Below are 11589 nucleotides of genomic sequence, written 5' to 3'. Positions count from 1 at the left end.
CTGGTGATGAGCAGGCTGTCATTATCGTTTTTGTGCTTTTTTTTCATCAATCGCGGCAGGCCTACATCATGACTACATCAAATTGTTCCTGACTGTACAAGGGCTCGATTTGTACTTTAACCTGTTTGCCGACAAAAATTTCCACCTCCGCCAGCGCATGGGACTCATCGCTTTTAAGCGCTTCCCCCACCACCGCCGAGGCATAAACCAGAAATCGGTCCGAATCATAAGCGTGATGAACGCGAACGATCTCGCGCATGATTTCATAGCAGACCGTTTCAACGCTTTTGACGGTGCCTCGGCCATGACAGGTTGGACACTCGCTGCAGAGCACATGTTCAATACTTTCACGCGTCCGCTTGCGGGTCATTTCGACCAGACCCAGTTGGGAAAATCCGTTGATACCGGTTTTAACGCGATCCTTGCTCATCGCCTGCTCAAGAGAGTGCAGTACCCGGCGTCGGTGTTCTTCATTATTCATATCGATAAAATCGATGATGATGATACCGCCCAGATTGCGCAACCGAAGCTGGCGTGCAATAGCCTGTGTTGCTTCGATATTGGTATTGAAAATGGTTTCGTCCAGATTACGGTGCCCGACAAACGCCCCGGTATTGATGTCGATGGTGGTCATTGCCTCAGTCTGATCGATAATCAGGTAACCACCGGATTTAAGCTCGACTTTTCGCTCCAGGGAGCGCTGAATTTCGTTCTCCACGTCATAGAGGTCGAAAATCGGCTGCTTGCCGCTGTAGTGCTCAAGCTTATCGGTCATTTCGGGAATATATTCAGCGGTAAATTCCACCAGCAAATCATAGGTCAAGCGGGAGTCTACCCGGATACGATCCAGCGCAGCACCGGCAAAGTCACGCAATATACGCTGCGCCAATGCGAGTTCCCCGTATAGCATGTACTTACTCTGGTTACGGCGCTTACGCTCCATTACCTTGGTCCACAGACGACGCAGGAAGGCAGCGTCCTGGGACAGTTCGTCCTCACCAATGCTTTCGGCGGCGGTGCGGATAATAAATCCGCCCTGCTCATCGCAATAGGCGGATACGGTCTTTTTAAGTCGGTCTCGCTCAGCCTCGCTGTCGATGCGCTGGGATACACCGACATGGGCAGCGCCAGGCATGAACACCAGGTAGCGTGAGGGCAGCGTGATATCGGTTGTCAGACGCGCACCTTTGGTGCCGAGCGGATCTTTTACCACCTGGACCATGATGTCCTGCCCCTGCCTCACCAGCTCGGCAATGTCCCGGACATGGAAGTTCTTTTGCTCCTCGCCCGCCACGCATTCGGTATGCGGCATGATATCGGAGGCATGCAAAAAAGCCGCTTTGTCCAAACCGATATCGACAAACGCCGCCTGCATGCCTGGCAACACCCGACTTACCCGGCCTTTATAAATATTACCGACAATACCGCGCCGCGCTTCGCGCTCGATATGGATTTCTTGCAGGATGCCGCCATCGATATAGGCGACCCGCGTCTCTGAAGGCGTGATATTGACCAGCAATTCAGCAGCCATGTTGTCCTCGTTCACCCCGTAATGCATTGAATTGATCAAGCAATTCTTTGGTTTCTACCAGCGGCAGGCCCACGACCGCATGATAGCTGCCGTTAATGCTCCTGACAAAGGCCCCGCCCAGTCCCTGAATGCCATAGGCACCCGCCTTGTCCATCGGCTCGCCGGTAGCGATATACCGGCAAATCTCCAGGGTGGACAATCGTCTGAATGTCACCTCGGTGGTGACAGTATGGCAAAGTTGATAAGAATTATCTGCAAAGGCGACCGCGGTCATCACCTCATGGCGCTGCCCGGAGAGTTGGCTCAGCATCAGGGCAGCGTGCTCGGCATCCCGGGGCTTTTCCAGGATTTCACCGCTCTGCACTACAATGGTATCCGCGCCCAGCACTGGATAGGGTAACGGCGCGACTGCCACGCCGGCCTGCGCTTTCATCAATGCCAGGCGCTTGACATACTCAGGCGCGCCCTCAGCCGGATTACGTCGTTCTTCCACCTCAGTGCTGAGCACCTCGAATGTGACGGGCAGCATTGCCAGCAATTCTTTGCGCCTTGGCGAGCCTGACGCCAGGTAAATCGGAGTCATCGGCACCTCACTGTACGGAAAACCGGCGGCGAATCTTGCGCATCAGCAAAAACAGCCAAGGCCACAATACGCCATCCACTACGCTACTCCAGAAGATTTCAGGGCGGAATGAGATATTAATCACCATGAATTCAGCCCAAAATACGACAACGTGAGTGGCTAAAGACAGCACTACCACAATCAGCGCCTGTTGCCAAAGGGCCATGTTACGGAACAACTGGAATTTGAAGGCCACCAGGTATGCCAGGATACTCAGCGACAGCGCCCTGACGCCTAGAATCGACCCGAGGATCAGATCCAGAATCAGGCCCAGCACAAAGCCGGTTCCCACATTGACCCGGTGTGGCAGCGCCATAACCCAGTAAATCAGGATAAGACTGACCCATGAAGGCCGAAAAAGAAACAGCTGGGGCGGCCATGGCATGATCTGCAGCACGACGGCGATAAGAAAAGACAGCCATACCACCCAGCTGCCGTGCCGATGATAACGGTTCATCGCGGCGCTCCCGAAGCAGGCGCAGCGCTGCCATTCGTCACGCTGTTGCCGCCACGGCTGGTCACCGCCGGCCTGGTCGGCGCAAGCGTAGTGCCGGTAGCCGGCGGCGGAACTGGCGCAGGAGGCCCCATCGCATCCGGCGGCGGCAACACTTGCGGCATCATCTGCATCAGTCTTTCATTGGCAACCCGGTGTACTTCACCCGGTGCCAGCGGCACTTCACCCCGCGGATCCGCTCCCCACAGCAGCAGCAGATAACGCAGCCGCTGCAGCCCGGCGGTCGGACGCGCCTGAATCACGGTATAGGCGCGCTGGGTATCAAGTTTAACCGATGAGACCACCGCGACCGGATACCCTTCCGGGAATCGGCCGCCTAGCCCTGACGTGACCAGTACATCGCCTACCCTGATATCGGTATTGCCGGGCAGATGCTCCATCTGGAGATCTTCAGTACAGCCGTTACCGGACACGATGACACGGATGTCATTGCGCAGGACCTGAATCGGCAAGGCGTGGGATGCATCGCAAATCAGCAATACCCGGCTGGTCAGCTTACTGGTAGCGATAACCTGGCCAACCACCCCCTTATCGCTGATGACCGGCTGGCCCACATAAACGCCGCTGTCGATGCCTTTATCAATGACCACTTGATCACTATAGGGATCAGTGCTGGCGGAGATGACCTGAGTGACCATTTTCTGCTCATCCTGACGCAAAGGTGATCCCAACAGCTCGCGCAGGCGCGCGTTTTCCTGTTTGAACTGACCTAATAATAACTGCTCACTGTTCTTCAGCAGCAGTTCTTGCCTAAGGGCGCGGTTTTCCAACGCTAACTGGTCTCGTGATGCCAAGGTTTCGGAGACATTATCAAGCATCTGGCGAGGGCCGTTGGCCAGAAAATAAAAAGGGCTGACCGCCGTATCCAGTACGGTGCGTATTTTGACGAACGTGTCAAGACGGCTGTCGGCTACAATGACGGCCACAGCAACCACAACGGCCAGGAATAATCGCAATTGCAGAGAAGGTCCTCTGCTGAAAATCGGCTTCATAAACTGTGCATTTTCCTCAATAAAAAAGGGGGGCACCAGCCTGGATGAGTAAATTACGCGTACACCCGGGCGGTTCCCCCCTTTTCGAGGCAGGTTATTCTTCGCTGAACAAATCACCGCCGTGCATGTCGATCATTTCCAGTGCTTTGCCGCCGCCGCGCGCCACGCAGGTCAGCGGATCTTCCGCTACCACCACGGGGATGCCGGTCTCTTCCATCAGCAGCCGATCAAGATTTCTCAGCAATGCGCCGCCGCCGGTCAGTACCATCCCGCGCTCTGAGATATCAGATGCCAGTTCCGGAGGACATTGTTCCAGCGCAACCATCACGGCGCTGACAATGCCGGTCAGCGGTTCCTGCAACGCTTCAAGAATTTCATTTGAATTCAGAGTGAATCCACGAGGTACGCCCTCGGCCAGATTGCGCCCGCGCACTTCGATTTCGCGCACTTCATCGTCGGGGTAAGCAGAGCCAATGCCGTGCTTGATACGCTCGGCGGTCGCTTCGCCGATAAGCGATCCGTAATTGCGGCGCACATAGTTAATGATAGCTTCATCAAAGCGGTCACCGCCAATACGGACTGAAGATGAGTACACTACGCCGTTAAGCGAAATGACCGCCACTTCAGTGGTACCGCCACCGATATCCACCACCATTGAGCCGGTGGCTTCAGAAACCGGTAAGCCGGCGCCGATAGCCGCTGCCATCGGTTCCTCGATCAGAAACACTTCCCTCGCACCCGCACCCTGTGCGGATTCGCGAATAGCGCGGCGCTCAACCTGAGTGGCGCCTACCGGCACACACACCAGTACCCGTGGGCTCGGGCGCATGAAGCTGTTGCTGTGGACTTGTTTGATGAAGTGCTGCAGCATTTTTTCGGTGACGAAGAAGTCGGCGATAACGCCGTCTTTCATCGGCCGGATAGCGGCGATATTGCCGGGAGTTCGTCCGAGCATCTGTTTGGCTTCATGGCCGACAGCCGCTACGCTTTTGGGCGAGCCGGCGCGATCCTGGCGGATGGCAACGACGGAGGGTTCATTCAGGACAATGCCCTGTCCTTTCACATAAATCAGGGTATTGGCGGTACCCAGGTCGATGGACAAGTCGTTGGAAAACATGCCACGAAATTTTTTAAACATAACTAAAGGATAATCCTGCAAGCTGGGGCGAGAATAAAATCCGCCTACTTTACCAACCACGAGAAGCAGCGACAAGGCGAAAAAACGCGCTACTCCAATGAAAAAAACGTCCTCGTTTACCTTAGTGCAGACTGAAAACACCCCGGACGAGGATAGGGTTCAGGCTGAGTGATCGTAACGCCTGCTCACTGCGTTAAAACAATTGCTGAACAGGGTATAAAATCTGTATATTCACTCGACTACAGGTAATGTAAGTACCTACTAACCCTAACGGTCAATGGCAATTATTGTACGTTAAATCTCAGCGAACTTTTATACTAATCGCGTAACATCGAGCGAATATTTTTTCAGCCAGCGGTCGAACGGCTGGATTGGTGCAAAAAAATCGCCTTCGCCACCCGCCACTGCGTTATCAAGCAGCGTTTGCCATTCCAGATTTGTCTTAACCCCGGTTGCGAATATGCGTGTACTGCTGCCAATACAGGCCTCAAGCAGGCTTTGCATAAACAGCTGGTTTTCCGAGCGACGTTCGATTCCTCTCACCAGACCAGGGTGCAGCTTAATGACGGAAACGGGCGTCACCGCAATATAGGCAGTGCTGACCAAGGTTCTGCCGGCGTCAACTACTGCAATATCGCATCCCAGCGCCGACAATAAACGTAATGCCGGACGCAACCGGCCCAAATGTTGACAAAGATCTGCCTCAACAAGTTCAAACATAATTTGTTTTCGTTGCATTTTTTCGCACTGCATCAGCAAATTACGCAACCACAGCTGGAACTGCCGTTGTAATAGTGAGTGTACACTGATAGCCACCGCCATCTTGCCCGGCAATTGTCCCAGCTGTGAAACAATACGAGTGAGTAACTGCTGCTCATAACGCGCTGCCAGACCGAGTTGCTGCATCACCGGTAAGAATTCGGCGGCGGTTAATTGATGCGCTCCGTCAATGATACGGTTAACCACCACATGGTGGTCTACCGAGCCGTCCTGTTTAAAGCTTTCGCGAATGAAGTGTTGCGGGCCGCCGGTGTTCAGCGTGTGTTCCAGAAGCGTACGCCATTTGACATGGCCGCGAACCGCTTCGGGCACCCGGCTGTCATACATCGCCCAGGTGTTGCCGCCCTGCAGGGCGGCGCTGCGTGTCGCCTGTTCGGCAGTCTCCATGACCTCGACCACCGTCTGGCCCGGCCGGTAGAGGCAAATGCCTATATGCAATACATCATGACGAGCCCGCGAGGGCAGTGCATTAAGGCCATTGATAAGCTGTCCGGCCATCGTTCTGGCATCCTTCAAGGAACGATTAGGCAGCAGCACGGCAACATCATCGTGAAAATAGCGGGCCAGCAATGCGCCTGGATAACGCATCGCCAGCGAGGAGATGAGATTGATGAGCCATTTTTCCGTATCAGCCGCCAATGCATCTTTGCCTTCTCTGTCGGGCGGGCGAATCATCATCACTGCCCCCTGATTACCGGTTTCCTGATTTTCTTCCAACTGGAGCGACAGCTGATTATCGAAAAACAACCGGTTGCTCAGTCCTGTCTTGGCATCACGGGCAGCGAATGCTCTTATCAAAATATCCACGCGGCTGCGCTGCTCACGGGCGTCAGCCAGATCTTTAAGCAGGCGGTCAATGGCGTTGGCGGTCAGTGAAGGCCATTCTTCCGCCGCTTTCCCTACCGGATCCCTCTCACCGTAAATGATCCGTCTGGCCCGATACTCCAGGTTCTCCTGGGGCTGAATTTGCCGTTTCAGCCAACGCAGGGATACGACAAGCGCCGTCACCATGAGCAGAATGACGAGACTGATCGGTAGGGTCGTTATTGTCGAACGATTTTCAGCGCTGAAAAGGTCCTGATACATCACCGTTAGCTTGATATCCGGATGATGGAGCAGCATGAGGTGGCGATGGCGGTATTCCTGGGCCCGGTCATCCGCGCCGCCTTCATCGGCGAGGGAAAACCGGTAAAGCGTGCTGCCGCCGCTGGACAGGTCTATCCCAGTCATCCCGGCACTCCGCGTTATCATCGGCAGCCAGTGCTCGACCGAATGGGGTGGTTCCGTTAATAGAACCTGATCCATTAGGGTCGACAGACTGGCCATCTGGTTATCGATACGCTGCTTTTCGAGATAAAAAAAACTCAGCGCACTGCCCGCCAGCATCAGCAACATGGCCAGCGAGCACATCATGGCGACCATCGCAGAAAGTTTTATGGTTAATCGCATCCCTGTGCCCTATTGATATATCAAAGAGTTATCCATTACCGGGCAGTGCTCCAGTAAAAAACGGCATGGCATTTCAGAAAAGCGGGGCCGCCGGCGGCCGATTCTGCTGCCGACATCGACAGATTAAAAATGGCATATTTTTAATGATCTTTCCGCCATTACCGCTGAAGCGGCGTGTATTACCCCATTGATACACTATTGAACGCAGCCTTTGGCAATACATATTCCGTTTTTAGGTCATACTTGACTAAGCTACACAATAATCCCCAGCCGGAGCCTGTCTATGAGACGTTACCCAAAATTACGGGAAGCCGATGTGACCGCTGAAAAGGTGTTTTTCAGCCAGCGGCGCACCATTTTAAAAGCACTGGGCATCAGCGCCGCTACGCTGACGCTGCCGCTATCTGCGCGAGCTGACCTGGCGTCATGGTTCAAGGGCGAGTCTCCAGCCGACGCGCCGGCCGGTAAGCCCCTAGACTTCAGCAAACCGTCTCAGTGGCGCCCCGATTTACCGCTAACGCCATTTGACAAAGTGACCGGTTATAACAATTTCTATGAATTCGGTCTGGATAAAGCTGACCCGGCGGCCAATGCCGGCGGACTTAAAACACAAGGCTGGCAAGTGCGTATCGACGGCGAGGTCGCCAAGCCAGTGACTCTCGATATTGATGATATTCTCAAACGCTTCCCGCTTGAGGAACGCATTTACCGGCTGCGCTGTGTTGAGGCCTGGTCGATGGTCGTGCCATGGATTGGCTTTGAGCTGGGCAAGCTGCTGGCACTGGCGGAGCCCAACAGCCAGGCACGCTATGTGGCATTTCAAACGCTGGATGATCCGGCCCAAATGCCCGGGCAGAAAGATCGCTTTATCGGCGGCGGGCTGCAGTATCCCTATATTGAAGGATTGAGAATTGATGAAGCCATGAATCCGTTGGCATTCATGACGGTCGGTGTATACGGCAAAACGCTACCACCGCAAAACGGCGCTCCTATTCGGCTGATAACCCCGTGGAAATATGGCTTCAAAGGCATCAAGTCCATTGTGCACATCACATTGACGCGCGAACAGCCTCCCACCACCTGGAATCTGTCCGCGCCTGATGAATACGGCTTTTATGCCAACGTGAATCCTCATGTGGATCATCCGCGCTGGTCCCAGGCCAGCGAAAGAGTAATAGGCTCCGGCGGCATTCTAGATGTCAAACGCCAGCCAACGCTGCTCTTTAATGGTTATGCCGAACAGGTGGCTGGTCTCTATCGCGGTCTCGATCTGCGGGAGAACTATTGAATGCGTTTAACCCAGGCTCAGGTCAGTTGGCTCAAAGCGGCGATTCATCTGGCGGCTTTCCTGCCGTTACTCTGGCTCATCTATCAGGTTACCCATGGCGGCTTCAGTGCCGATCCGGCCAAGGATATCCAGCACTTTAGCGGCAGGATGGCGCTGAAATTACTGCTTGCCGGCCTGCTGGTAACCCCCCTGGCCCGTTATGGACGCCAGCCTCTGCTCATCCGCTGTCGTCGCCTCATCGGCCTTTGGTGTTTTGCCTGGGCCTGCCTGCATCTGGCAAGCTTTGCGCTCTTAGAGTTGGGGATCAGCAACCTGGCGCTATTGGGCAGAGAACTTGTCAGCCGCCCCTACCTGACGCTTGGTATGTTAAGTTGGCTTATCTTGCTGGCGTTAGCACTGACCTCGACGCTGTGGGCGCAGCGAAAATTGAAACAGCGCTGGCAAACGCTGCATAATTTCATTTATGTGGCCGCGATTCTGGCGCCGGTCCATTACCTTTGGTCAGTCAAGGTGATTACCCCTCAGCCATTAATCTACGCCGTACTGGCGCTGGCGTTGCTGCTGTTGCGTTATAAAAAATTTCGCGAGTGGTGGCGATAATCTACTAAATTTTTATTTCTTTCTTCCCGTCTTATGAGATATGTTGCTCGCCTCAAGGGATATCGTGGCGGCTCAACTTCAGAGATAACCTCAGTATTTTGCTGCGAAAAGCTGCGATATCATTATAATGCTTCACCTCACGAGCGCCAGTTGACGGTTTTAACGTCAAAAAGGTGACAAATCGTTTGAGGAAGGTTATTTTTTACGAGGTATCGTTAATTGATGGGAGATAGCGGCATAATGTCTGATAAGTTTAACATTTTGCTCCTCAATGGTCCTAATCTGAACCTGCTGGGCAGCCGTGAGCCGGATAAATACGGTCGTACCTGCCTTGCCGACATCATTTCACACCTGCAGGCGCTGGCGGATGAACTCGGCGTAAAGCTCAGTCATCTGCAGTCCAATGCTGAATATGAGCTGATAGACAGGATTCACCAGGCCCAGGGCAATATCGACTTTATCATTATTAATCCCGCGGCCTTTACCCATACCAGCGTTGCCCTGCGCGATGCGCTGCTGGCGGTAAATATCCCGTTTATTGAAATCCATCTGTCAAATGTTCACGCCCGGGAGCCTTTCCGGCACCATTCTTATCTTTCAGATATAGCGGTGGGTGTCATTTGCGGCCTCGGCGCCGATGGATATACCTTTGCTTTACAGACTGCGGTCAAACGCTTGTCTACATCCAATTAATTAGAGTATGGAACCCCACTCATGGATATTCGTAAGATCAAGAAACTGATTGAACTGGTTGAAGAGTCTGGCATTTCAGAGCTGGAAATCTCCGAAGGCGAAGAATCAGTTCGTATCAGTCGTGCGGCACCTGCGGCACCGGCCTATCCCATGATGCAGCAGGCATATATTCCTGCCGTGCAGCAACAGCAGGCTCCGGTAGCCGCTGCTCCTGCGGCGGCAGAAGCAACAGCCGCCGTACCCGCGACCATGAGCGGTCATCTGGTGCGCTCGCCGATGGTGGGCACGTTCTACCGTACACCGAGCCCGGATGCCAAACCTTTCGTTGAAGTCGGACAAAAGGTCAATGTCGGCGATACCCTTTGTATTGTTGAAGCCATGAAAATGATGAATCAGATTGAATCCGATAAAGCCGGCGTGGTGAAAGCCATTCTGCTTGATAACGGTCAACCGGTTGAATTTGACGAGCCGCTGGTCGTCATCGAATAACGAGGCGCCCTATGTTAGATAAAATTGTCATTGCTAACCGTGGCGAAATTGCGCTGCGTATTTTACGCGCCTGCAAAGAACTCGGCATTAAAACCGTAGCGGTTCACTCAACCGCCGATCGCGATCTTAAACACGTGCTGCTGGCGGATGAAACCATCTGCATCGGGCCACCGCCATCGGTCAAAAGCTACCTGAATATCCCGGCAATCGTTTCTGCCGCCGAAATCACCGGTGCCGTGGCCATTCATCCCGGTTATGGCTTCTTGTCGGAAAATGCTGACTTTGCCGAGCAGGTAGAACGTTCAGGTTTTATCTTCATTGGCCCGCGCGCTGAAACTATCCGCCTGATGGGTGATAAAGTGTCGGCCATCAGCGCCATGAAAAAAGCCGGTGTTCCCTGTGTACCCGGCTCCGATGGCCCGGTAGGCGACGACGGCGAGAAGAACCGCGCTATCGCCAAGCGTATTGGCTACCCGGTTATCATCAAAGCCTCAGGCGGCGGCGGCGGTCGTGGAATGCGCGTGGTTCGCAGCGATAAAGAACTCGAATCCTCTATCAACATGACCCGCGCCGAAGCCAAGGCGGCATTTAACAACGATATGGTTTACATGGAAAAGTACCTGGAAAATCCTCGCCACATCGAGATCCAGGTATTAGCCGATGGCCAGGGCAACGCCATTTATCTGGCGGAGCGCGATTGCTCCATGCAGCGTCGCCATCAGAAAGTAGTCGAAGAAGCGCCCGCACCGGGCATCACCGACGCGATGCGCCGCTATATCGGCGATCGCTGCGCCAAAGCCTGTACCGATATCGGCTATCGCGGCGCCGGTACCTTTGAGTTCCTCTATGAAAACGGTGAGTTCTACTTTATTGAAATGAACACCCGTATTCAGGTGGAACACCCGGTCACTGAAATGATCACCGGTGTGGATTTGATCAAAGAGCAGCTGCGCATTGCCGCAGGTCAGCCTTTGTCGATCAAACAGGAGGAAGTCAGGATCGCCGGCCATGCGGTTGAATGCCGTATCAATGCCGAAGATCCCAACTCGTTCCTGCCAAGCCCCGGTAAAATCACCCGCTTCCATGCACCGGGTGGATTTGGCGTGCGCTGGGAGTCCCATATCTATGCTGGCTATACCGTGCCGCCCTATTATGACTCCATGATCGGCAAGCTTATCTGCTATGGCGAAAATCGTGATGTGGCGATAGCCCGCATGAAAAATGCCCTGGCCGAGCTGATTATCGATGGCATAAAAACCAATATCGATCTGCAGTTGAAGATCATGAACGATGAAAACTTCCAGCATGGTGGCACCAATATCCACTATCTGGAGAAAAAACTCGGCCTGCAGGAGAAGTAATCCCCGTCCGCAGGTTCGCTGAGAAAGGCCGGTTCCGACCGGCCTTTTTTTTTACATCGGCTATTTGCACTAGGCAAACCGGCCAATTGACGTAAAATCCTCATTTTTCCTGACCGCGATAATCAACCGGCA

11 protein-coding genes are annotated in these 11589 nt (G+C 53.8%); 5 read left to right on the top strand and 6 right to left on the bottom strand.

Going from position 1 to position 11589, the window contains the following annotated elements:
* Positions 1-61: 61 nt before the first annotated feature.
* The 6 genes from rng to csrD all read right to left on the bottom strand — a co-directional run bounded on the left by rng (position 62) and on the right by csrD (position 7026).
* Positions 62-1531: a ribonuclease G gene (gene rng, locus EDC52_RS09965; protein ID WP_131865187.1), complete on the bottom strand. Its 1470-nt coding sequence runs from the start codon at positions 1529-1531 to the stop codon at positions 62-64.
* The gene (locus tag EDC52_RS09960; RefSeq protein WP_131865186.1) at positions 1521-2114 is read right to left on the bottom strand and encodes a Maf family protein; all 594 of its coding nucleotides are present in this window, start codon (positions 2112-2114) and stop codon (positions 1521-1523) included. Before EDC52_RS09960 ends, rng begins: the two co-directional genes overlap by 11 nt.
* A gap of 7 nt (positions 2115-2121) precedes the next feature.
* Positions 2122-2610: a rod shape-determining protein MreD gene (gene mreD / locus EDC52_RS09955; protein ID WP_131865185.1), complete on the bottom strand. Its 489-nt coding sequence runs from the start codon at positions 2608-2610 to the stop codon at positions 2122-2124.
* Positions 2607-3659 (bottom strand): rod shape-determining protein MreC, encoded by a 1053-nt coding sequence (mreC, locus tag EDC52_RS09950; protein WP_131865184.1) that lies wholly within the window; start codon positions 3657-3659, stop codon positions 2607-2609. Before mreC ends, mreD begins: the two co-directional genes overlap by 4 nt.
* A 94-nt stretch (positions 3660-3753) precedes the next feature.
* The gene (gene mreB, locus EDC52_RS09945; RefSeq protein WP_011410020.1) at positions 3754-4797 is read right to left on the bottom strand and encodes a rod shape-determining protein MreB; all 1044 of its coding nucleotides are present in this window, start codon (positions 4795-4797) and stop codon (positions 3754-3756) included.
* Between the two features lie 312 nt (positions 4798-5109).
* A complete protein-coding gene (csrD, locus tag EDC52_RS09940; protein WP_131865183.1) occupies positions 5110-7026 on the bottom strand; it encodes an RNase E specificity factor CsrD in 1917 nt (638 codons plus the stop codon).
* A gap of 283 nt (positions 7027-7309) precedes the next feature.
* Between csrD and msrP the strand changes: the two genes are divergently transcribed.
* The 5 genes from msrP to accC all read left to right on the top strand — a co-directional run bounded on the left by msrP (position 7310) and on the right by accC (position 11457).
* On the top strand, positions 7310-8314 hold the full coding sequence (gene msrP / locus EDC52_RS09935) for a protein-methionine-sulfoxide reductase catalytic subunit MsrP (RefSeq protein ID WP_131865182.1): 1005 nt from the start codon (positions 7310-7312) through the stop codon (positions 8312-8314).
* Complete coding sequence (msrQ, locus tag EDC52_RS09930; RefSeq protein WP_131865181.1) at positions 8315-8914, top strand: protein-methionine-sulfoxide reductase heme-binding subunit MsrQ; 600 nt, start codon at positions 8315-8317, stop codon at positions 8912-8914.
* Positions 8915-9154: 240 nt separating this feature from the next.
* A complete protein-coding gene (gene aroQ, locus EDC52_RS09925; protein WP_131865180.1) occupies positions 9155-9607 on the top strand; it encodes a type II 3-dehydroquinate dehydratase in 453 nt (150 codons plus the stop codon).
* A 21-nt stretch (positions 9608-9628) separates the two neighbouring features.
* Positions 9629-10096: an acetyl-CoA carboxylase biotin carboxyl carrier protein gene (accB, locus tag EDC52_RS09920; protein WP_131865179.1), complete on the top strand. Its 468-nt coding sequence runs from the start codon at positions 9629-9631 to the stop codon at positions 10094-10096.
* Between the two features lie 11 nt (positions 10097-10107).
* A complete protein-coding gene (gene accC / locus EDC52_RS09915; protein ID WP_131865178.1) occupies positions 10108-11457 on the top strand; it encodes an acetyl-CoA carboxylase biotin carboxylase subunit in 1350 nt (449 codons plus the stop codon).
* Positions 11458-11589: the final 132 nt, after the last annotated feature.

The organism is Biostraticola tofi (assembly GCF_004343195.1).
Lineage (GTDB): Bacteria > Pseudomonadota > Gammaproteobacteria > Enterobacterales > Enterobacteriaceae > Biostraticola > Biostraticola tofi.
This window is presented reverse-complemented; position numbering and strand designations above follow the sequence as displayed.

Excerpts from the sequence above, each read along its gene's own strand:
- rng (WP_131865187.1), bottom strand. The coding sequence starts at position 1,531 with ATGGCTGCTGAATTGCTGGTCAATATCACGCCTTCAGAGACGCGGGTC.
- EDC52_RS09960 (WP_131865186.1), bottom strand. The coding sequence starts at position 2,114 with ATGACTCCGATTTACCTGGCGTCAGGCTCGCCAAGGCGCAAAGAATTG.
- mreD (WP_131865185.1), bottom strand. The coding sequence starts at position 2,610 with ATGAACCGTTATCATCGGCACGGCAGCTGGGTGGTATGGCTGTCTTTT.
- mreC (WP_131865184.1), bottom strand. The coding sequence starts at position 3,659 with ATGAAGCCGATTTTCAGCAGAGGACCTTCTCTGCAATTGCGATTATTC.
- mreB (WP_011410020.1), bottom strand. The coding sequence starts at position 4,797 with ATGTTTAAAAAATTTCGTGGCATGTTTTCCAACGACTTGTCCATCGAC.
- csrD (WP_131865183.1), bottom strand. The coding sequence starts at position 7,026 with ATGCGATTAACCATAAAACTTTCTGCGATGGTCGCCATGATGTGCTCG.
- msrP (WP_131865182.1), top strand. The coding sequence starts at position 7,310 with ATGAGACGTTACCCAAAATTACGGGAAGCCGATGTGACCGCTGAAAAG.
- msrQ (WP_131865181.1), top strand. The coding sequence starts at position 8,315 with ATGCGTTTAACCCAGGCTCAGGTCAGTTGGCTCAAAGCGGCGATTCAT.
- aroQ (WP_131865180.1), top strand. The coding sequence starts at position 9,155 with ATGTCTGATAAGTTTAACATTTTGCTCCTCAATGGTCCTAATCTGAAC.
- accB (WP_131865179.1), top strand. The coding sequence starts at position 9,629 with ATGGATATTCGTAAGATCAAGAAACTGATTGAACTGGTTGAAGAGTCT.
- accC (WP_131865178.1), top strand. The coding sequence starts at position 10,108 with ATGTTAGATAAAATTGTCATTGCTAACCGTGGCGAAATTGCGCTGCGT.